This is a genomic window from Pseudomonas sp. 13B_2.1_Bac1 (assembly GCF_025466155.1).
Lineage (GTDB): Bacteria > Pseudomonadota > Gammaproteobacteria > Pseudomonadales > Pseudomonadaceae > Aquipseudomonas > Aquipseudomonas aylmerensis.
Genome location: NZ_JANLOH010000042.1, coordinates 1 through 21596 on the forward strand (window position 1 = coordinate 1; position 21596 = coordinate 21596).

Consider the following 21596-nt stretch of genomic DNA (forward strand, 5'->3'; position numbering starts at 1 on the left):
CCGCACCGATCAGAACTCGTGATCAGCGTTATCCGGGTTCAGGTCGCTGATACCCAGCTTGCCTGCGGCTGCTTCAATCGAACCGGTCTGCTTGACCAGTGCGGCGATCGCGTCACGCACGATCTGGTTGCCGGCTTCGTTGCCAGCGGCGATCAGTTGGTCGTAGTGCTCGCCGTTGTTGGCGTGGTCAACCATGACCTGAATCTTCGCTTCGGTCGCCGCCAGGTCAGCCTTCAGGGCGGTGTCGGTAGCCGGATCAGCCTTGGCCACCAGGGACGACAGGCTGGCGCCGGTCAGCTTGGTGCCATCGACGCGGGTGTACTCGCCCAGGTAGACGTTGCGGATGCCCTTGGCGTCGTAGAACTGCGAGTTGTGGGTGTTATCGCTGAAGCAATCGTGTTCGTCTTCCGGCGAATTGGCTTCCAGCGAAACCTTCATGCGTTCACCGGCCAGCTCGCCCAGGGACAGGCTGCCCATGCCGAACAACATTTTGCGCAGGCCGTCGGTGGCAGGTTCTGCCTCCAGGGTGGCGCGGTAGTTGTCTTCGACGTTGGGTTTCCAGTTGCCGACCATTTCTTCCAGGTCGCTGACCAGCAGTTGGGTCACGGCGCTCAGGTAGGCGCGGCGACGCTCGTTGTGGCCGCCGGTGGCGCCGTCACCTGTCAGGTAGTCCGAGGCAGGACGGTTGCCGGCGCCAGGGCCGGTGCCGTTCAGGTCCTGGCCCCAGAGCAGGAATTCGATGGCGTGGTAGCCGGTGGCGACGTTGGCTTCGGAACCGCCCAGCTCATTGAGGCTGGCGAGTTTTTCCGGAGTGATGTCCTTCACGTCGACCTTGTCTTCGCCGACCTGGATCTCGGTGTTGGCGATGATGTTGGCAGTCGCACCCGGGTTACCCAGGGCGTGTTCGTAGGACTTGTCGACGTAGTCGATCAGCCCTTCGTCCAGCGGCCATGCGTTCACCTGGCCTTCCCAGTCATCAATGATGGTGTTGCCGAAGCGGAACACTTCGCTCTGCAGGTACGGCACGCGGGCGGCGATCCAGGCGTCGCGCGCGGCTTTCAGCGTGTCGGCGTTCGGCTTGGCGAGGAAGGCGTCGATGGCGGTTTGCAGGGTTTTCGCAGTGGACTCGGCATCGCTGTAGACCGCGAACACCATGTCTGCGTAATGCGCGACCACGGCCTTGGCGGCCGCTTCGTCGACCTGGCCGGCAGGGGTGGCAGCCGCTGGAGCGGTAGTGCTGGCAGCCGGGGTCGGCGCCTGGGGCGCTGCGGCCTTGTCTTTACCTTCGCCGCAACCGGCGAGAGAAATGGCAATGGCCAGCAGACTGGCGGTGGCCAGGGGCATACGAATCATGGCGAACATCCTGCTTCGGTTGTTGATAGGGCGCGCGGGGGAGCGCAAAAAAGCTGCGACATAATGCGAAAGATTTGCATTTTGTGTAAAGGGTTATACGAGGGAAATATTTAGTATCGATTCGAGCGCTCAGAGAATCACTTCGCTATTACGCTCCGACTGCTTCAAAAAAGCCGCCAACTCCCGGGCCTGCAAGGGTTTGCTGTAGTGATAGCCCTGACCTTCATGGCAGCCTTCGGAGATGATGTAGGCCTCCTGCTCAGCGGTTTCCACGCCCTCGGCGATCACTTGCATGCCCAGGCTTTTGCCCAGCTGGATGATGGCCCGCACGATGGTGGCGTCGTCGTCATCGTCCAGCAGGTCCTGGACGAAGCTCTTGTCGATCTTGATTTTGTCCAGTGGCAGGCTCTTGAGGTAGCTCAGGGATGAATAGCCGGTGCCGAAGTCATCAATCGCAATCAACGCCCCGGAACGGCGCAGGCTCAGCAAGTGCTGGGCGGCCGTGCTGATGTCTTCCATCAGGCCGGTCTCGGTGACTTCCAGTTCCAGGCTGCGCGGCGGCAGGCGGTAGATCTGCATCAGGTTGTTGACCACCCGTGGCAGCTCGGCGTGGTGCAACTGCACGGTGGACAGGTTGACCGCCATGCGCAGGCCGGTGAAGCCCAGGTCGTGCCATTCGCGCAACTGGCGGCAGGCCTGGTCCAGTACCCATTCACCAATCGGGATGATGGTGCCGTTCTGCTCCGCCAGCGGGATAAACAGGTCGGGCGGCACCAGGCCGTGTTCCGGGTGTTGCCAGCGGATCAGTGCTTCCACGCCGACCACGCGGTGGTCGCGGTAGCTGATCTGCGGCTGGTACACAAGGTGAAACTGGTCGCGACTGAGGGCGTCGCGCAGGTCTTTCTCCAGCTCGCGGCGGCGGCGCATTTCACTGTCGACGCTGGCGATGTAGAACTGATAGCGGTTGCGCGAACGGCTCTTGGCCAGGGTCATGGTCTGTTCGGCTTTCTGCAGCAACTTCTCGGTGCTGTCGCCATCTTCCGGGAACAACGTGATACCGATGGTGGCGCGCAGGCGGATTTCCTCGTGATCGAGGGCGAATTCCGCCTCCAGGTCGTCGAGGATACTTTGCGCCAGCTCCGCGGCTTCGTAGGGCTGGTCGATATCGGCCTGCACCAGGGCGAACTGGTCGCCACCCAGGCGGGCCAGGGCACCGAGTCGGCCGCTGTGGGCGCGCAGGCGGTCGGCCAGGGCCAGCAGCAATTTGTCGCCGGCCTGATAAGTGAACTGTTCGTTGATGCTTTTGAAGTCATCGAGGCCCACGCATAACACCGCCACGCGGCGTTGGCGACGACCGGCATCGATCAGGATTTTGTCCAGTTGCTCCTGCAGTTTCTGGCGATTCGGCAGGCCGGTGAGGAAGTCGTACTGGGCCATGCGCAGCAGGCTGCTTTCCGCTTCATGGCGCAGGTGGGTATTGCGTTCGATGGATTCGAGCAATTGGTTGGCGGTATTGATCCACAGCCCCAGTTCGTTGCGCTCATGGCCCTTGAGCTGCGGGATCTTGTGCTCGCTGGGCCGGTCGGGGTTGATCGAGGTCAAATGTTCGATAATCCGCGACAACGGTTTGGTCAGCAGCCAGTGATAGACCAGGTACAGCACCAGGCCCATGGCCAGGGCGCGCAGCACCCCGGAAATGAAGATGATCACCGAATTGACGATAAACCCCTGGCCATAGGTGGCCGTGTCGAGGGTGATACTGAGGTCGCCGTAATACTCGCTGTAGGGGCCTTTGCCGACCAGGGGCGTGGTGAAGGTGCGTTCCTGGCCCAGGATCAGGTCGGTCAGCCAGCGGCTGGGGGCCTGCTGCAGTGCGCGGCTCTTTTCGGCCAGCATGGTTTCGTTGGGGTGGCCGATGGACGCCATGCGCACCGCGTCGTCCTGGAACAGCCCCTCGATGACCTGCATGCCCATCTCGCGGTCCAGGCTGTAGACAGCCTGCGTCGAGGGATCGCGAAACATGTCGAGGATGCGCTGGGCATCGCCGGCCACGGCCTGGCGCGTCTTGTAGGCATCGAAAACGATCTGCGCCACGCTCAGCGCCACGCCCACGATCAATGCCGACAGCAGCACAACCCGTAGCAACTTCACCGACAAGCTGTTCTTGAGTTCCAGCTTCAAAGGGTCATTCCTTGTTCCATGCGGGTGGCCTCAATATGCCATGAGTATTGGCAATCCCGTGAGGGCAGTCAAAGGGACATTGCGGCTGACGGTACTTTGCGGCGTTGGGGGAGCCTGGGGCGGGGGATGTTGGCGGGTGCGAGGGGAAATGGAAGGCGGTTCAATCAGGCGAGCGATGGACGGGGAGGGGCTGCGTTTTTCGCTTCCCTGGAAGCCCAGGGAAGCGAGCGCTGCGGCCTTTACCCGGCGGGTACCTGGTTTGGGTTGTCTTTTTGGGCGTCTGTCATGGATTGAGCCAGCGACGAGGCTGAGTTCATTGCCATTCCCATGGCTTTCGTACCCAGGTCTATTGCCATCGGGGCTACGGTTGCGATTAGTGGGGCCGCCAGTGCTGCTGCGCCTGCTCCTGCGATTGCCATGATTACACTCTCCAACATCAATCCAGAGGGACATTCCTCCTGAGGCCTGGGTGGTCATTGCGTATCGTTGAGTTCCATGGGGCTTTGCCTGCCCTTGCGCTTGAACCAACGGCCACAAAAAAGCCCGGCACAGGGCCGGGCTTTTTCTACTGCAAGGGTTGCTTAGGCAGTGAAGGTCTTGCCTTCGAACTGCTCAGCCACGAACTTCCAGTTGACCAGGTTCCAGAACGCTTCCACATACTTCGGACGCACGTTGCGGTAGTCGATGTAGTAGGCGTGTTCCCAGACGTCGCAGGTCAGCAGCGGGGTGTCGCCGTTGGTCAGCGGGTTGCCGGCGCCGATGGTGCTGGCCAGGGCCAGGGAACCGTCAGCCTTTTTCACCAGCCAGCCCCAACCGGAACCGAAGGTGCCGACGGACGTCTTGGTGAACTCTTCCTTGAACTTGTCGAACGAACCGAAGGCTGCGTTGATGGCTTCAGCCAGTGCGCCGGTCGGTTGGCCACCGGCGTTTGGCGCCAGGCAGTTCCAGTAGAAGGTGTGGTTCCAGACCTGAGCGGCGTTGTTGAAGATGCCGCCCGAAGAGGATTTGACGATCTCTTCCAGGGTCTTGCCTTCGAACTCGGTGCCAGGCACCAGGTTGTTCAGGTTCACGACATAGGTGTTGTGGTGCTTGTCGTGGTGGTATTCCAAGGTTTCCTTGGAGATGTGCGGCTGCAGGGCATCGTGTGCGTAGGGCAGCGGCGGCAATTCGAAAGCCATGATGATTCTCCTAATCAGGTCAGTTGCGGTGAGCGCAAGGCCGATCACGGGCGGCCAAACAAGCGCCGGGGAGTTTGTACTCTTTGCGGCGCAGGGTCCGGATCATAGCACCGGGGGTGCGGCAAAACCACGCAACAACTGTGTGGGATAGAGGTTCCAGAGCGTTTTGGAATATTGCTCAAGCGCCGATCAATTGGTAGGCCACGCTGAACATCATCACCGCCACCAACAGGTCCAGCAGGCGCCACGTCGCCGGGCGGGCCAGCCAGGGCGCCAACCAGGCCGCGCCGAGTGCCAGCGTGGCGAACCACAGGAATGAAGCACTGGCGGCGCCGGCCACGTAGGCGCCCGGTTCGGTTTGTTGGGCGCCCAATGAGCCGATCAGCAGCACCGTGTCCAGGTACACATGGGGGTTGAGCAATGTCACGGCCAGGGCGCTGAGCAATACCGCGCGTAACGAGCGCATCTTGACGTGATTGCCTTGCTCCAGGCTTTGCCTGGAAAACGCCCGACGCAGCGCCAACGTGCCGTACCACAACAGGAATGCCGCGCCGCCCCAGCGGGCGATGGCCAGCAGCAGCGGGTTTTGCGCGAGCACCGTGGCCAGGCCGAAGACACCGGCCGCAACCAGGATGGCATCGCAGACGATGCAGAGCGCTGCCACGGGCAGGTGATGTTCACGGCGCAGGCTTTGCGCGAGGACAAAGGCGTTCTGCGTTCCGATCGCCATGATCAGGCCGAGCGCCACCAACAGGCCATTCAGATAGCTTTGCCACATACGCTTTACTCCGCGTCCGTCGCCAACTGGCGCAGTACATTCATGGCGCGCTCGGCATCCGCGCGGCCGACAAACAGGTGATCGTGGTAGTAGCCGGCGATCACGTTGCAACTGATCCCGGCCTTGCCCAGGGCGCTGGCAAACGCGGCGGTGAGGCCCACGGCTTCGAGCGCCGAGTGCACATTCAAGGTGATCCACGCCGCCACATAGTCGAAGGCCATTCCAGCCGTCTCGGCCTGCTGGCGTTCCAGGATCAGCGTCAGGCCTTCCTGCTCGCGGAAGCTGCCAATCACCTCGCAACCCGCCGGGATGCGGTGATCGGGCAAAGTGCAGAACACGTAGTCACCCTCGTTCAGGTGCGGGCTCATGCTGCGCAACAGTGTTGCCAGGGCGGTTTCGCCGGCCATGGGAGGTTTCCTTATAAAGAGGGAAGCGATGCTGGCTATTCTCATGGTGCAGGCTGTATAAGAAAAACCAATATTGCTGATCGCTCATTAGAGAAACTGATGTTCGACTATAAATTGCTCTCCGCCCTGGCGGCGGTGGTGGAACAGGCCGGCTTCGAGCGCGGCGCACAAGTGCTGGGGCTGTCGCAGTCGGCGATTTCCCAGCGGATCAAATTGCTTGAGGCACGCATCGGTCAGCCGGTGCTGGTACGGGCCACGCCGCCGACGCCCACGGATGTCGGGCGGCGGTTGCTCAACCATGTGCAGCAGGTGCGGCTGCTGGAGCGCGATCTGCAGAGCCAGGTGCCGGCACTGGACGAGGAGGGCATGCCCGAACGTCTGCGCATCGCGCTGAATGCCGACAGCCTGGCCACCTGGTGGGCCGAGGCGGTCAGCGGGTTTTGTGCCGAGCAGCACTTGTTGCTGGACCTGGTGGTGGAAGACCAGACCGTCGGCCTCAAGCGCATGCGGGCCGGCGAAGTGGCCGCCTGCATCTGCGCCAGCGAGCGCCCGGTGGCCGGTGCGCGCAGCCTGTTGCTCGGTGCCATGCGCTATCGGGCGTTGGCCAGCCCGGCATTTATTGCGCGGCATTTTCCTATGGGCGTGCGCGCCGACCAGTTGGCGCGCACGCCCGCGCTGGTGTTTGGCCCGGATGATTTTTTGCAGCATCGCTACCTGGCGTCCCTCGGTGTGGACGGCGGTTTCGAACACCACTTATGCCCCTCGTCCGAAGGCTTTATCCGCCTCACTGAAGCCGGGCTTGGCTGGGGCCTGGTGCCGGAATTGCAGGTGCGCGACCAGTTGGAACGGGGCGTGCTGCTGGAGTTATTGCCAGATAAGCCCATTGATGTGCCGTTGTACTGGCATCATTGGCGCAGTGGCGGGCAGCTGTTGGGCCTGCTGACCGACCATCTGGCCCAGGCATGTGGGCAATGGTTGGTGCCCTATCAGCAGTAGCTGGCGTCAAGTTGCAAGCTGCAAGAGAAAAGCTTGCAGATCGTATTTAATTTGCAACTGATAGCTTGAAGCTTGCAGTTGCATCCGTAGGAGGCTCCATGAAAGTTCTGGTCACCGGCGCAAGCGGCTTCATCGGCGGGCGCTTTGCGCGTTTCGCCCTGGAGCAGGGCCTGGACGTGCGGGTCAACGGGCGACGCGCCGAGGGTGTGGAACACCTGGTCAGGCGCGGCGCCGAGTTTATCCAGGGTGATTTGAATGATGCCGACCTGGTACGCGACCTGTGCCGCGATGTCGAAGCTGTGGTGCATTGCGCCGGCGCCGTCGGGCTGTGGGGCAAATATCAGGATTTTCACCAGGGCAATGTGCTGGTCACGGAAAACGTGGTCGAGGCGTGCCTCAAGCAACAGGTCGGGCGCCTGGTGCACCTGTCCTCGCCGTCGATCTACTTCGATGGGCGCGACCATCTCGGGCTGACCGAAGAGCAAGTGCCCAAGCGCTTCAAGCATCCGTATGCCGCGACCAAATACCTGGCGGAGCAAAAAGTCTTCGGTGCCCAGGAGTTCGGCCTCGAAGTCATCGCGCTGCGCCCGCGTTTTGTAACCGGCGCCGGCGACATGAGCATTTTCCCGCGCCTGCTGAAAATGCAGCGCAAGAACCGCCTGGCCATCGTCGGCGACGGCCTCAACAAGGTCGATTTCACCAGCGTGCACAACCTCAACGAAGCGCTGCTCGGCAGTTTGCTCGCGCCCGGTTCAGCGTTGGGCAGGGCCTACAACATCAGCAACGGCACCCCGGTGCCGGTGTGGGATGTGGTGAATTACGTCATGCGCCAAATGCAGTTGCCCCAAGTGACGCGTTATCGCTCCTACGGCCTGTCCTACAGCGTCGCCGCGCTCAATGAAGCCTTCTGCGCGATGTGGCCGGGTCGACCGGAACCGGCGTTGTCGCGCCTGGGCATGCAGGTCATGAACAAAGATTTCACCCTCGACATCAGCCGCGCCAGGCATTATCTGGACTACGAGCCCAAGGTCAGCCTGTGGACTGCCCTCGACGAGTTCTGCAGTTGGTGGAAGGCCCAGGAACCGGGGTTGAAGTAAGCTCACAACCAGCAACACATCGGGAACCGAATTCGTGGTTCCGGGTCGATCAGTGCGGCGGGCCTGCGGTTTATACTCCCCACGCTCGGCTCCCCCGCTAGCCACCTCACCGATTCAGGGTTGATTCATGCGCAACGATGCCAACGACGACTTCGACAACGTTCCCAGCCTGCGGGCCGATCACGGGGATGACGATGATTTCGAACCGACTCCCGCCACCTCGGTGCGTTCGCGCAACACGCCCGTGGTCAAGGTCAAGAGCGCCAGCACCGGCCCGTTGTGGGCATTGATCGGCGCCCTGCTGATCGCCTTCGCCGGCCTGGCGTGGTGGAGCTTCCAGCAGATCTCATTGATGGGCCAGCAATTGGTCGCCACCCAGGAAAGCTTTGCGCGCATCAGCGAAGAAGCGGCAGGGCGGCTGCAGGATATTTCCGGCAAGGTCGTGGCCAGCGAGGCCAGCGTGAACAACGGCAGCGAAGCGCTCAAATTGCAGATCAAGCAGCTGGAAACCCAGTTGCTGGAGCAGGGCAAGCAGCAAGTGGGCGTGGCCGGCCAGGCCACCGAGCTGGACAAGCGCCTGGCACAGATGACCGCGAGCACCACCGACCTGTCCAACGCCAACACCCGGCTGCAAGGCCAGGTGCAAGCGCTGACCGACGCCGTGGCGACGCTCAAGGCGGCGCAGGGCGATGCCGGCAAGCGTGATGCCGAAATCAAGGAGCTCGCTGCCGACGTCGCGGCGCTGAAAAAGCAGGGCAACCCGAGCGCCGCCATCGCGCGTATCGAGCAGGACCTGGTAGTGCTCAAGAGTGCCCAGGACAATCAGCCCGCCAACAGCGATGCGCCGACCAATAAAGAGTTCGACGTGTTCCGCATCCAGACCACGCGTAACATCACCACCCTGCAGAGCCAGGTGCAGAACCTGAACCAGCGCCTCAACGCGCCAGCGACTGCCACACCGCTGGGCCAGTAAACACCACCAGGGCTGGTCGGTTGTGAAGCGGTTAAAACTGTAGGAGCTGGTTTGCCAGCGATGGCGGTGCATCAGGGACCCGCCACCCTGCAGGCAACCCGGTTCCCACCGTCCATGCATGGGCTGATGGCTACCTCCGTGAATGTCACCACTTGGTGACATTTCCCTTCCCCTTCGTTACTTGCCCGTCCTTCACCCTTGTTTAGACTCCGGTCATCCCACATAAAACAATAAGGGCCACCCATGACCACGCAACCACTGCCTGCCAGCAGTTGGCTGAATGCACCTGCCCATCACGCCTGGCTTGCCGCCGAAGGCCAGCGCCTGCTGACATTCGCCAAGGCCTCTCGCCTGCCCGAGGGTTTTGGCAACCTGGACGACAACGGCCAACTGCCGGCCAACGCCCACGCCGAAACCATGAATACCGCGCGCATGACCCACAGCTTCGCCATGGCCCATGCCCAGGGCCTGCCGGGCTATGCCGAACTCGTCGAGCACGGTGTCGCGGCCCTGAGCGGCCCGCTGCGCGACAGCGAGCACGGTGGCTGGTTCGCAGCACCCGGCGCCCTCGATGGCAACCGTGGCAAGGCCGCCTACCTGCATGCGTTTGTCGCCCTGGCCGCCAGCTCGGCGGTGGTGGCCGGTGCTCCCGGTGCACAGACCTTGTTGAACGACGCGATCCACATCATCGAGCAGTTTTTCTGGAGCGAAGAAGAGGGCGTGATGCTCGAGTCCTTCGCCCAGGACTGGAGCGGTGTCGAAGCCTACCGCGGCGCCAACAGCAACATGCACGCCACCGAGGCCTTTCTCGCCCTGGCCGATGTCACCGGCGACACCCGCTGGCTTGACCGCGCCCTGCGTATCGTCGAGCGGGTAATCCACACCCACGCCGCCGGCAACCAGTTCATGGTCATCGAGCATTTCGATGCGCATTGGCAACCGTTGCTCGGCTACAACGAAGACAACCCTGCCGATGGCTTCCGCCCCTACGGCATCACTCCCGGCCATGGTTTTGAATGGGCGCGGCTGGTGCTGCACCTGGAAGCTGCACGCCTGTTGGCCGGGCTGGCCACGCCGGACTGGCTGGTGAGCGATGCCAGGGGGCTGTTCGCCAGCGCCTGCGAATATGCCTGGGCCGTGGATGGCGCGCCGGGCATCGTCTACACCCTGGACTGGAACCTGCGCCCGGTGGTGCGCGAACGCCTGCACTGGACCCACGCCGAAGCCAGCGCGGCCGCCCAGGCCTTGCTCAAGCGCACGGGCGAACTGCATTACGAAATCTGGTACCGACGTTTCTGGGAATTTTGCGAAACCCACTTCATCGACCGTGTCCACGGCAGTTGGCACCACGAACTCAACCCGCATAACCAACCCAGCAGCACGATCTGGGGTGGCAAGCCGGACCTGTACCATGCCTGGCAAGCGGTATTGCTGCCTGCGCTGCCGTTGGCGCCAAGCATGGCCAGTGCCATCGGGGCTGGGCGCTATGTCACCAAGTGGTGACATTTGTCCATCCCTTTGTTACCTGCGTTTAAAACATCCATGTTTAAACTCCGTGCAGCGCAAGCTCTAGACTTGCATGCATAACAACAAGAAAAGGTACTCAGATGAACGCGATTAATCGCCTCGCCGTAGCTATTTCCGTTGCCTCGTTGTTTCCCCTCAGTGTTTTTGCCGCCGACTCGAAAGGGACGGTTGAAGTTGTGCATTGGTGGACCTCGGGCGGTGAGAAAGCGGCTGTAGATGTCCTGAAGGCCCAAGTCGAGAAAGACGGTTTCACCTGGAAAGACGGTGCCGTTGCAGGTGGCGGTGGCGCCACGGCCATGACCGTGCTGAAAAGCCGCGCGGTAGCCGGCAATCCGCCAGGCGTCGCCCAGATCAAAGGTCCGGACATCCAGGAATGGGCCTCAACCGGTCTGCTCGACACCGACGTGCTCAAAGACGTCGCCAAAGAAGAGAAGTGGGACTCGCTGCTCGACAAGAAAGTCTCGGATACCGTGAAGTACGAAGGTGACTACGTCGCCGTCCCGGTCAACATCCACCGCGTGAACTGGCTGTGGATCAACCCGGAAGTCTTCAAGAAAGCCGGTATCACCAAAAACCCGACCACCCTCGAAGAATTCTATGCCGCCGGCGACAAGCTGAAGAAAGCCGGCTTCATTCCGCTCGCCCACGGTGGCCAACCGTGGCAGGACAGCACCGTGTTCGAAGCGGTGGTCCTGTCGGTGATGGGCGCCGATGGCTACAAGAAAGCCCTGGTTGACCTCGACAATGGCGCCCTGACCGGCCCGGAAATGGTCAAGGCCCTGACCGAGCTGAAGAAAGTCGCGACCTACATGGACGTCGACGGCAAAGGCCAGGACTGGAACCTGGAGGCGGGCAAGGTCATCAACGGCAAGGCCGGCATGCAGATCATGGGTGACTGGGCCAAGTCCGAATGGACCGCGGCCAAGAAAGTCGCCGGCAAGGACTATGAGTGCGTAGCCTTCCCAGGCACCGACAAGGCCTTCACCTACAACATCGACTCCCTGGCGGTGTTCAAGCAGAAAGACAAAGGCACTGCTGCCGGCCAGCAGGACATCGCCAAAGTCGTGCTGGGTGAAAACTTCCAGAAAGTCTTCAGCATCAACAAGGGCTCGATCCCTGTTCGTACCGACATGCTCAATGAAATGGACAAGCTCGGCTTCGACTCCTGCGCCCAGACCGCTGCCAAGGACTTCCTGGCAGACGCCAAGACCGGCGGCCTGCAGCCAAGCATGGCGCACAACATGGCCACTACCCTGGCCGTGCAAGGCGCGTTCTTTGATGTCGTGACCAACTACATCAACGACCCGAAAGCCGACCCGGCCGACACCGCCAAGAAGTTGGGTGCTGCGATCAAGTCAGCCAAGTAAGGCCTGGGAGCGGTTTTGTGGGAGTCGGGCTTGCCCGCGATGCAGGCAACTCGGTGTATCGATTACACCGAGGCGATGCTATCGCAGGCAAGCCAGCTCCCACACAAACCGCGCTCGACAAGAGACTCACCCTGTAGTCCTTTTTCCCTGTATTGGATTTCCCCATGAGTTCTGTTGCTGTGTTCAGCAAAGCCTCGCCGTTCGATGCACTGCAGCGCTGGCTACCCAAACTGGTGCTGGCGCCCAGCATGTTCATCGTGCTGGTGGGCTTCTACGGCTACATCCTGTGGACGTTTGTACTCTCGTTCACCAATTCCACGTTCCTGCCGAGCTACAAATGGGCGGGCCTTGCGCAATACGCGAGGTTGTTCGACAACGACCGCTGGTGGGTAGCGAGCAAGAACCTGGCTGTTTTCGGCGGGATGTTTATCGGCATCACCCTGGTGATCGGCGTGACCCTGGCGATTTTCCTCGACCAGAAGATCCGTCGCGAAGGCTTTATCCGCACCATCTACCTGTACCCGATGGCGCTCTCGATGATCGTCACCGGTACCGCCTGGAAATGGCTGCTCAACCCGGGCATGGGCCTGGACAAACTCCTGCGTGACTGGGGCTGGGAAGGCTTCCGCCTGGACTGGCTGATCGACCCGGACCGCGTGGTCTATTGCCTGGTCATCGCGGCCGTGTGGCAAGCCTCCGGTTTCATCATGGCGATGTTCCTCGCCGGCCTGCGCGGCGTTGATCAATCGATCATCCGTGCCGCGCAGATCGACGGTGCGAGCCTGCCGCGCATCTACTGGAGCGTGGTGCTGCCCAGCCTGCGTCCGGTGTTCTTCAGTGCGGTGATGATCCTGGCGCACATTGCGATCAAGAGCTTCGACCTGGTGGCGGCCATGACGGCCGGCGGCCCGGGCTACTCGTCCGACCTGCCGGCGATGTTCATGTACTCGTTCACCTTCAGCCGCGGCCAGATGGGCATGGGCTCGGCCAGTGCAATCCTGATGCTCGGTGCGATCCTCGCGATCATCGTGCCTTACCTCTACTCCGAGCTGAGGACCAAGCGTAATGACTAGTCTCGCTTCCAAACCTGCCATCAGCCTGAGCCGCATCGCGATCTACGCGGTGCTGATCTTCGCCGTGCTGCTGTACCTGGTACCGCTGGTGGTGATGCTGCTGACCAGCTTCAAGACTCCGGAAGACATCAGCACCGGCAACCTCCTGAGCTGGCCGACCGTGGTCACCGGCATCGGCTGGGTCAAGGCCTGGGCCACGGTGGACGGTTACTTCTGGAACTCGATCAAGATCACCGTGCCTGCCGTGCTGATCTCCACCGCCATCGGGGCGTTGAACGGCTACGTGCTGTCCTTCTGGCGCTTCAAGGGTTCGCAGCTGTTCTTCGGCCTGCTGTTGTTCGGCTGCTTCCTGCCGTTCCAGACCGTGCTGCTGCCGGCGTCCTTCACCCTCGGCAAGATGGGCCTGGCCAGCACCACCACCGGCCTGGTGTTTGTCCACGTGGTCTACGGATTGGCGTTTACTACACTGTTCTTCCGTAACTACTACGTGAGCATTCCGGATGCGCTGATCAAGGCCGCACGCCTGGATGGTGCAGGATTCTTCACCATCTTCCGTCAGATCATTCTGCCGATGTCGACCCCGATCATCATGGTCTGCCTGATCTGGCAGTTCACCCAGATCTGGAACGACTTCCTGTTCGGTGTGGTGTTCTCCAGCGGCGACTCCCAGCCCATCACGGTGGCGCTGAACAACCTGGTCAACACCAGCACCGGGGCCAAGGAATATAACGTGGATATGGCGGCGGCGATGATCGCCGGGCTGCCGACCCTGCTGGTCTATGTGATCGCAGGCAAGTATTTCGTGCGCGGCCTCACGGCCGGCGCGGTCAAGGGGTAATCATGGCTACGCTTGAACTTCGCAATGTAAACAAGACCTATGGCGCCGGCCTGCCCGACACCTTGAAGAACATCGAACTGTCGATCAAGGAAGGCGAATTCCTGATCCTGGTCGGCCCTTCGGGTTGCGGCAAATCCACGCTGATGAACTGCATCGCCGGCCTTGAGACCATCACCGGCGGCGCGATCATGATCGGCGACCAGGACGTGAGTGGCATGAGCCCCAAGGATCGCGACATCGCCATGGTGTTCCAGTCCTACGCGCTGTACCCGACCATGAGCGTGCGCGAGAACATCGAGTTCGGCCTGAAAATCCGCAAGATGCCCCAGGCGGATATCGACGCTGAAGTGGCGCGCGTGGCCAAGCTGCTGCAGATCGAACACTTGCTCAACCGCAAGCCGGGCCAACTGTCCGGCGGCCAGCAACAGCGCGTGGCGATGGGCCGTGCCCTGGCGCGTCGGCCGAAGATCTACCTCTTCGACGAACCGCTGTCCAACCTCGACGCCAAGCTGCGCGTCGAGATGCGCACCGAAATGAAACTGATGCACCAGCGCCTCAAGACCACCACGGTCTACGTGACCCACGACCAGATCGAAGCAATGACCCTGGGCGACAAGGTCGCGGTGATGAAGGACGGCATCATCCAGCAGTTCGGCACGCCGAAAGAGATCTACAACAACCCGGCCAACCAGTTCGTGGCGAGCTTCATCGGTTCACCGCCGATGAACTTCGTGCCCCTGCGCCTGCAACGCAAGGACGGTCGCCTGGTAGCCCTGCTCGACAGCGGCCAGGCCCGTTGCGAGCTGGCACTCAACGTGACGGATGCCGGCCTTGAAGACCGCGACGTGATCCTGGGCTTGCGTCCGGAGCAGATCATGTTGGCGGCGGGCGAGGGCGACGCTGCCTCGAGCATTCGTGCCGAAGTCCAGGTGACCGAGCCGACCGGCCCGGACACCCTGGTGTTCGTGCAGCTCAATGACACCAAGGTCTGCTGCCGCCTGGCGCCCGACGTGGCGCCGCAGGTGGGCGAGACCCTGACCCTGCAATTCGATCCGGCCAAGGTATTGCTGTTCGATGCCAAGACGGGCGAGCGCCTGGGCACTGCTGCTGCGTTGCCAGCACAGGGGCATGCCGACAACGTGGCCCAGTTCAAGGGTCGGTGAAAAATATAAGTTGTTGTTTTTGTTAAAAAAAGTAAACCGCGTTAGATAAAAACAGTTTAATAACAATAAAGACGAGGATGTAGGGATGAAAAAGCAACACAACAACACTCGGCTGATCTGCCAACTTTCAGCAGCAGCAGCCCTTGTATTGTCCGCCAATGCGATGGCGGCCGATGCATTCAGCGCCGATTCCAAGTGGATGACCGGTGATTGGGGCGGTGAGCGTACCAAGCTGATCGAGCAAGGTATCGACATCAAGGCGGATTACGTAGGGGAAGTCGGTGGCAACCTGCACGGTGGCTACAACAACGACAAAACTGCCCGTTACGCTGACCAGTTCGGTCTGGGCGTAGCACTGGATCTGCAAAAGCTGTGGGGCTGGGATAACACCCAGGCCAAGATCCAACTGACCAATCGTAATGGCTACAACATCTCCAATGACCGCATTGGCGATCCGCGTGCCGGCACCTTGAGTTCGTCTCAAGAAGTGTATGGCCGTGGCCACATGGTGCGTCTGACCCAGTTCTGGATCCAGCACCAGATGTTCGACAACAAGCTGGATGTGAAGCTCGGTTACTTCGGTGAAGGCGAAGACTTCAACACCTTCCCATGCGACTTCCAGAACCTGTCGTTCTGTGGCTCCCAGGTCGGTAACTATGTGAACACCTGGTACAACTGGCCCGTCAGCCAGGCCGCGATCCGCGTGAAGTACAACATCACGCCTGAGCTGTATGCGCAAATCGGTGCCTACAACCAGAACCCATCGCAGCTGGACCACGGCAACGGCTTCAAACTCAGCGGCAGCGGCACCAAGGGCACCGTGATTCCGGTGGAATTGGTCTGGTCGCCGAAGGTCAACAACCTGCCGGGCGAATACCGTGTGGGTTACTACAAAAGCGCCGCCGATGCACCGGATGTCCGTGAAGACATCAATGGCAACGACGCTGCAACCACTGGCCAGCCGTACCGTACCCGCAGCAGCAAGAAAGGCTACTGGTTCGTTGCGCAACAGCAACTCACCACCCATAACGGCGACGCCTCCCGTGGCCTGAACATCGCGGCCAACGCGACCTTCCACGACAAGGAAACCAACCTGGTCGATAACTACCAGTCGATCATGCTGGTGTACAAGGGCCCATTCGACGCGCGTCCAAAAGATGACGTCGGCATTGGCGCTGCGCGTCTGCACGTCAACAATGACGTGAAGAAAAACGCCGAGCTGCTGAACGAAGACGGTGGTTTCACCGACTACAGCCAGGCCGGTTACTCGCCACTGCGGACCACCGAGTACAACTACGAAATCAACTACGGCTTCCACGTGACCAACTGGCTGACCGTGCGTCCCAACCTGCAATACGTTGCCCACCCGGGTGGCGTGGACAAAGTCGACAACGCGTTGGTGGCGGGCCTGAAAATCCAGTCTACGTTCTAACGCTGTTGCGATAAGCTCCTTCTCTCTGTGCGCATTTTGCGGGTAGCCATGGCTATCCGCTTTTTTTTGGGAGATGGCACCTGTAGGCGCCGGCAAGCCAGCGCCCACAGGCAAGGGCGCATTTCAGACATGATTTTCAGGACCGTGGCACATGCATGAGCATCCGCTGCAACGTTTTTTCAAATCCCTGCGCGAACGTCCGGTGTTCGCCTGGGAGCGCTTTCAGATGCGCGACGTGTTGGTGATCGACCATCCGCTGTGCCAGGCGGTGTTCAGTCGCCAGGGCGCGCAGCTGTTGCATTTTCAGCCGCGCGGCCAGAAGCCCTGGCTGTGGTGCGCGGCCAAGTGGCCGCAAGTCGGTGCCATCCGTGGCGGTGTGCCGGTGTGCTGGCCCTGGTATGGCCGGCATCCCAGTGAGAACGCGTGGCCGTCCCATGGCTGGGCGCGGTTGATCGACTGGAAACTGCTCGACAGCAGCACCGACGACGACGGCGTGCGCCTGCATTGGCAATTGCAGTTGTGCGACTGGCAGGTTGACCTGCACGCGCACCTGGGCGACACCCTGGAACTGCGCCTGAGCACCGAGCATCAGGACGAACTGCCGTGCCAGCTGAGCCACGCTTTGCATGCTTACTGGCGTATTGGTCACGTCGACGAGATAGCGCTGTCTGGGCTCGACGGCGCGCACGGTTACGACCAACTCAATCGCCAGGTGTGCCAGCAGGAAGGCGAGTTGCGGGTGGAGGGCGGATGCCAACGGGTGTTCCAGCACGAGGGCGAATTGCACCTCAAGGACCATGCCTGGCAGCGCGAACTGTGCATCGACACCGGCGACAGCGCCGACACCGTGGTGTGGCACCCAGGCAGCCGGCCGCTGCTGGGTGTGAGCTTCAACGAGGCGGCGGGGTTTGTATGTGTGGAGTCGGCGATGGCCGGCGCCAGCCTGGCGCCGGGGGAGCGGGCGCATTTGAGCCTGCAGGCCAGGGCTGGGGCCTGAAGTGAGTGCGGGTGTGTTTGTGGTGAGCTGGCTAATTGTGGTGAACAGGCTGGTTGTGGTGAGCGCGCTTGTTGTGGTGAGCGCGCTTGTTGTGGTGAGCGGGCTTGCCCCGCGTTGGGGCGCGAAGCGGCCCTAAAACCTGAGAACCTGTTCTACCTGAAGGATCGCAGTGGTCTTGCTGGGGCTGCTGCGCAGCCCAACGCGGGGCAAGCCCGCTCGCCACAAGGTGCCCATATGCCACAAGGAGCCCACATGCCACAGCAGTCCCACATGCCACATCAAGCCCGCTGGCGCAGGCCTTAGTTGAACTCATCCCCAACCGGATACCGGCTGTCATTCAAGCTCTCTTTGATCTTGCGCAGGTGCGGTTGGAAATCCACCCCGCGACGCAAGGTCATGCCGGTAGCCAGCACATCCAGCACGGTCAACTGAATGATGCGCGACGTCATCGGCATGTAGATGTCGGTGTCTTCCGGCAGGGGAATGTTCAGGCTCACCGTACTGGCCTTGGCCAGGGGCGAGTTCTCGGCCGTCACGCCCAGCACCGAAGCACCGTTTTCGCGGGCGATACGCGCCACTTCCACCAGCTCGCGGGTGCGCCCGGTGTAGGAAATGATCACGAACAGCTCGCCTGTGTGCGCCACCGAGGCGATCATGCGTTGCATCAGCACATCGGCATGGGCGGTAACGGCCAGGTTGAAGCGGAAAAACTTGTGCAGCGCATCCATGGCCACCGGCGCCGAAGCGCCCAGGCCGAAGAAGTGGATCTGCCGCGCCTGGATCAACAAATCCACGGCCTTGCTGATCAGGGCCGGGTCCAGCGCCTGGCAGGCGCTGTCCAGGGACGCAATGGCACTGCCAAAGATCTTCTGGGTGTAGGCCTCAGGGTTATCATCGGCCTCCACGGCGCGGCTGACGTAGGCCGCGCCGCTGGCCAGGCTTTGCGCCAGTTGCAATTTAAGTTCAGGGTAACCACTGACGCCGAATGAACGGCAGAAGCGGTTGACCGTCGGTTCACTGACCGAGGCGGCCTGGGCGAGGGCGGCGATCGAGAAGCGGGTGGCCTGCTGCGGGTTGAGCAGGATGACTTCAGCGACTTTACGCTCGGCCTTGTTCAATTCTTCGAGGCGGTTCCGGATCTGTTCCAGAAGATTTCGCACGCGGTCCATTCAGTCTTTCCTTCGGGCGACGATGCAAATAAAGGGTGGCAACCAATCGACGAGTGGCCCTTTGCGGTGGCCTATCCTACTGAGGGTAGCTGAACACCACCACTCGGAATGCGTATTTCGGGAAAATGTTGTGGTTATTACTACATTTTTCCTTGAGTGATGCCTTGAAAAAAGGTATTTGTAGCTTAACTTGATAAAAGAACAAACATCATGCCTTCGATAACCGTAGAACCCTGCACCTTTGCCCTGTTTGGCGCCTTGGGTGATCTGGCGCTCCGCAAGTTATTTCCTGCCCTCTATCAACTCGATGGCGCGGCGCTCCTGCACGACGATACGCGCATCCTGGCCCTGGCCCGTGAAGCCGGTTCCGAGCAGCAGCACCTGGCCCACATCGAAAAAGAATTGCGTAAATATGTCGGCAAGGAACTGGACGAGAGCATCGCCCAGCGTTTCCTGGCCCGCCTGACCTATGTCCACGTCGACTTCATGAAGGCCGACGACTACGTGGCCCTGGCTGAAATCGCCGGCACCGAGCAGCGCCTGATTGCCTATTTCGCCACCCCGGCAGCGGTGTATGGCGCGATCTGCGAGAACCTGTCCAAGGTCGGCCTGGCGGAAAACACCCGCGTGGTGCTGGAAAAGCCGATTGGGTCGGACCTGGAGTCTTCGCGCAAGGTCAACGATGCCGTGGCGCAGTTTTTCCCGGAAAACCGCACCTATCGCATCGACCATTACCTGGGCAAGGAAACCGTCCAGAACCTGATCGCCCTGCGTTTCGCCAACAGCCTGTTCGAAACCCAGTGGAACCAGAACTACATCTCCCACGTGGAAATCACCGTGGCCGAGCAGGTCGGTATCGAAGGCCGTTGGGGTTACTTCGACAAGGCCGGCCAGCTGCGTGACATGATCCAGAACCACTTGCTGCAGCTGCTGTGCCTGATCGCCATGGACCCGCCGGCCGACCTGTCTGCCGACAGCATCCGTGACGAGAAGGTCAAGGTGCTCAAGGCCCTGGCGCCGATCAGCCCGGATGGCCTGACGACCCAGGTGGTACGTGGCCAGTACATCGCCGGCTACAGCGCGGGCAAGGCAGTGCCGGGTTACCTGGAAGAAGAGAATTCCAACACCCAGAGCGACACCGAGACCTTCGTCGCCCTGCGTGCCGATATCCGCAACTGGCGCTGGGCCGGCGTGCCGTTCTACCTGCGCACCGGCAAACGCATGCCGCAGAAGCTGTCGCAGATCGTCATCCACTTCAAGGAACCGTCCCACTACATCTTCGCCCCCGAGCAGCGCCTGCAGATCAGCAACAAACTGATCATCCGCCTGCAGCCGGACGAAGGTATTTCCTTGCGCGTGATGACCAAGGAGCAGGGCCTGGACAAGGGCATGCAACTGCGCAGCGGCCCGCTGCAACTGAATTTTTCCGACACCTATCGCAGCGCCCGGATCCCGGATGCCTACGAGCGGTTGTTGCTGGAAGTGATGCGCGGCAATCAGAACTTGTTTGTTCGCAAAGATGAAATCGAAGCCGCGTGGAAGTGGTGTGACCAGTTGATCGCCGGGTGGAAAAAATCCGGCGATGCGCCCAAGCCGTACGCGGCCGGGTCCTGGGGGCCGATGAGCTCGATTGCACTGATCACGCGGGACGGGAGGTCGTGGTATGGCGATATCTGAATTGAAACTGCCTCAGGGCGTGACACCCCATGAGTTCCGCACCCCGGTGCTGCTGGCCGAGGGCCTGGCGCTGGACGTGGCCGAGCAACTGCGCGCGGCCATCAGTGCGCGTGGCGCGGCGACCCTGGTGGTCTCCGGTGGCCGCAGCCCCGTGGCGTTTTTCCAGCACCTGGCCAAGCAGGGACTGGACTGGTCCAAGGTCACCATCACCCTCGCCGATGAGCGCTGGGTGCCGGTGGAGCACGCCGACAGCAATGCCGGCCTGTTGAAGCAGCACCTGCTGCAAGGCCCGGCGGCCAAGGCCAGGTTCCTCAGCCTATACAGCGCCGCCGCCAACCTCGAAGACGCTGCCGAGCAGGCCGATCGCCTGCTGGCCGAATTGCCAGCGATTGATGTGCTGGTACTGGGCATGGGCGATGACGGCCACACCGCATCGCTGTTTCCCAACAGCCCGAACCTCAGCGAGGCCCTGCAGGCCAACGGTACCCGCCGTTGCTGGCCGATGCTCGCGCCGACCGTGCCACACCAGCGCCTGACCATGAGTCGCGCGTTGCTGGCCACGGCCCACTACACCGTACTGTCGATTTCCGGCAGTTCGAAATTGACCACCTTGAGCGCCGCGCTGGCCAGTGACGACGTTGCTGCCATGCCGATTCGCGCGTTTTTGCAACCTACATTAGAGATTTACTGGTGCCCATGAGCCAAGGATCAGCCGCTATGAAAAGCCCTCAACCGACCGTGTCCATGGCGGATAAAGTTGCCCTGATCGACAGTCTCTGCGCCAAGGCGCGGATCCTGCCGGTGATCACCATCGCCCGCGAACAGGACATCCTGCCGCTGGCCGATGCCCTGGCAGCCGGTGGTTTGACCGCATTGGAAGTGACCCTGCGTTCCGAGTTCGGCCTCAAGGCCATCCAGGTACTGCGCGAGCAACGTCCTGAATTGTGCACCGGTGCTGGCACCGTGCTCGACCGCCATATGCTTGAAGCGGCCGAAGTGGCCGGCTCGCAATTCATCGTCACGCCCGGCATCACCCGTGACCTGCTGGAAGCCTCGGTGCACAGCCCGATCCCGCTGCTGCCGGGCATCAGCAATGCCTCCGGGATCATGGAAGGCTATGGCCTGGGCTATCGCCGCTTCAAGCTGTTCCCGGCCGAAGTGAGCGGCGGCGTGGCTGCCATCAAGGCCTTGGGCGGCCCGTTCGGCGAAGTGAAATTCTGCCCGACTGGCGGCGTCGGCCCGGCCAACATCAAAAACTACATGGCGTTGAAAAACGTGATGTGCGTGGGCGGTAGCTGGATGCTCGACCCGGAGTGGGTCAAGAACGGCGACTGGGCGCGTATCCAGGAAGTCACCGCGCAGGCGCTGGCGCTGCTGGATTGATCTGATT

19 protein-coding genes are annotated in these 21596 nt (G+C 61.4%); 13 read left to right on the top strand and 6 right to left on the bottom strand.

Features of this window, described 5'->3' with window-relative positions; translation table 11 throughout:
• Positions 1-9: 9 nt before the first annotated feature.
• The 5 genes from NTD80_RS09560 to NTD80_RS09580 form a co-directional block, all read right to left on the bottom strand.
• A complete protein-coding gene (locus NTD80_RS09560) occupies positions 10-1353 on the bottom strand; it encodes an imelysin family protein (protein ID WP_201145779.1) in 1344 nt (447 codons plus the stop codon).
• A gap of 129 nt (positions 1354-1482) precedes the next feature.
• Positions 1483-3534: a putative bifunctional diguanylate cyclase/phosphodiesterase gene (locus NTD80_RS09565; RefSeq protein WP_262133330.1), complete on the bottom strand. Its 2052-nt coding sequence runs from the start codon at positions 3532-3534 to the stop codon at positions 1483-1485.
• 581 nt (positions 3535-4115) lie between these two features.
• A complete protein-coding gene (locus tag NTD80_RS09570; RefSeq protein ID WP_003175739.1) occupies positions 4116-4712 on the bottom strand; it encodes a superoxide dismutase in 597 nt (198 codons plus the stop codon).
• 178 nt (positions 4713-4890) lie between these two features.
• The gene (locus NTD80_RS09575) at positions 4891-5490 is read right to left on the bottom strand and encodes a LysE/ArgO family amino acid transporter (protein WP_262133331.1); all 600 of its coding nucleotides are present in this window, start codon (positions 5488-5490) and stop codon (positions 4891-4893) included.
• Between the two features lie 5 nt (positions 5491-5495).
• The gene (locus NTD80_RS09580) at positions 5496-5897 is read right to left on the bottom strand and encodes an ACT domain-containing protein (RefSeq protein WP_262133332.1); all 402 of its coding nucleotides are present in this window, start codon (positions 5895-5897) and stop codon (positions 5496-5498) included.
• A gap of 99 nt (positions 5898-5996) precedes the next feature.
• Here NTD80_RS09580 and NTD80_RS09585 point away from each other — a divergent pair, with 99 nt between their 5' ends.
• The 10 genes from NTD80_RS09585 (at position 5997) to NTD80_RS09630 (ending at position 17360) form a co-directional block, all read left to right on the top strand.
• The gene (locus tag NTD80_RS09585; RefSeq protein ID WP_262133333.1) at positions 5997-6893 is read left to right on the top strand and encodes a LysR family transcriptional regulator ArgP; all 897 of its coding nucleotides are present in this window, start codon (positions 5997-5999) and stop codon (positions 6891-6893) included.
• 98 nt (positions 6894-6991) lie between these two features.
• Complete coding sequence (locus NTD80_RS09590; RefSeq protein WP_065908975.1) at positions 6992-7990, top strand: NAD-dependent epimerase/dehydratase family protein; 999 nt, start codon at positions 6992-6994, stop codon at positions 7988-7990.
• 127 nt (positions 7991-8117) lie between these two features.
• Positions 8118-8963 (top strand): ATPase, encoded by an 846-nt coding sequence (locus tag NTD80_RS09595; protein WP_065908979.1) that lies wholly within the window; start codon positions 8118-8120, stop codon positions 8961-8963.
• Positions 8964-9206: 243 nt separating this feature from the next.
• Positions 9207-10466, top strand: coding sequence for an AGE family epimerase/isomerase (locus NTD80_RS09600; RefSeq protein WP_262133335.1), 1260 nt, complete (start codon positions 9207-9209; stop codon positions 10464-10466).
• A gap of 104 nt (positions 10467-10570) precedes the next feature.
• Positions 10571-11857, top strand: coding sequence for an ABC transporter substrate-binding protein (locus NTD80_RS09605; RefSeq protein ID WP_262133336.1), 1287 nt, complete (start codon positions 10571-10573; stop codon positions 11855-11857).
• Between the two features lie 164 nt (positions 11858-12021).
• Positions 12022-12930 (top strand): carbohydrate ABC transporter permease, encoded by a 909-nt coding sequence (locus tag NTD80_RS09610; protein ID WP_017253695.1) that lies wholly within the window; start codon positions 12022-12024, stop codon positions 12928-12930.
• A complete protein-coding gene (locus tag NTD80_RS09615) occupies positions 12923-13768 on the top strand; it encodes a carbohydrate ABC transporter permease (RefSeq protein WP_065908987.1) in 846 nt (281 codons plus the stop codon). Before NTD80_RS09610 ends, NTD80_RS09615 begins: the two co-directional genes overlap by 8 nt.
• Positions 13769-13770: 2 nt before the next feature.
• Positions 13771-14931 (top strand): ABC transporter ATP-binding protein, encoded by a 1161-nt coding sequence (locus NTD80_RS09620; protein WP_065908991.1) that lies wholly within the window; start codon positions 13771-13773, stop codon positions 14929-14931.
• 85 nt (positions 14932-15016) lie between these two features.
• Positions 15017-16363 (top strand): carbohydrate porin, encoded by a 1347-nt coding sequence (locus tag NTD80_RS09625; protein ID WP_106802779.1) that lies wholly within the window; start codon positions 15017-15019, stop codon positions 16361-16363.
• A gap of 151 nt (positions 16364-16514) precedes the next feature.
• Positions 16515-17360 (top strand): D-hexose-6-phosphate mutarotase, encoded by an 846-nt coding sequence (locus NTD80_RS09630; protein ID WP_065909008.1) that lies wholly within the window; start codon positions 16515-16517, stop codon positions 17358-17360.
• A gap of 299 nt (positions 17361-17659) precedes the next feature.
• On the opposite strand, the gene NTD80_RS09635 is transcribed toward NTD80_RS09630, so the two are convergent.
• Positions 17660-18520: a MurR/RpiR family transcriptional regulator gene (locus NTD80_RS09635; protein WP_169856377.1), complete on the bottom strand. Its 861-nt coding sequence runs from the start codon at positions 18518-18520 to the stop codon at positions 17660-17662.
• A 219-nt stretch (positions 18521-18739) separates the two neighbouring features.
• On the opposite strand from NTD80_RS09635, the gene zwf reads away from it, so the two are divergent.
• The 3 genes from zwf to NTD80_RS09650 are packed head-to-tail and all read left to right on the top strand — an operon-like array spanning position 18740 to position 21589.
• Positions 18740-20206, top strand: a complete 1467-nt coding sequence (gene zwf / locus NTD80_RS09640) for a glucose-6-phosphate dehydrogenase (RefSeq protein WP_065909010.1) — start codon at positions 18740-18742, stop codon at positions 20204-20206.
• Positions 20193-20906: a 6-phosphogluconolactonase gene (pgl, locus tag NTD80_RS09645; RefSeq protein ID WP_120449663.1), complete on the top strand. Its 714-nt coding sequence runs from the start codon at positions 20193-20195 to the stop codon at positions 20904-20906. The genes zwf and pgl overlap by 14 nt, the downstream gene beginning before the upstream one ends.
• Positions 20907-20923: 17 nt before the next feature.
• Complete coding sequence (locus NTD80_RS09650; protein ID WP_026013852.1) at positions 20924-21589, top strand: bifunctional 4-hydroxy-2-oxoglutarate aldolase/2-dehydro-3-deoxy-phosphogluconate aldolase; 666 nt, start codon at positions 20924-20926, stop codon at positions 21587-21589.
• Positions 21590-21596 lie beyond the last annotated feature (7 nt).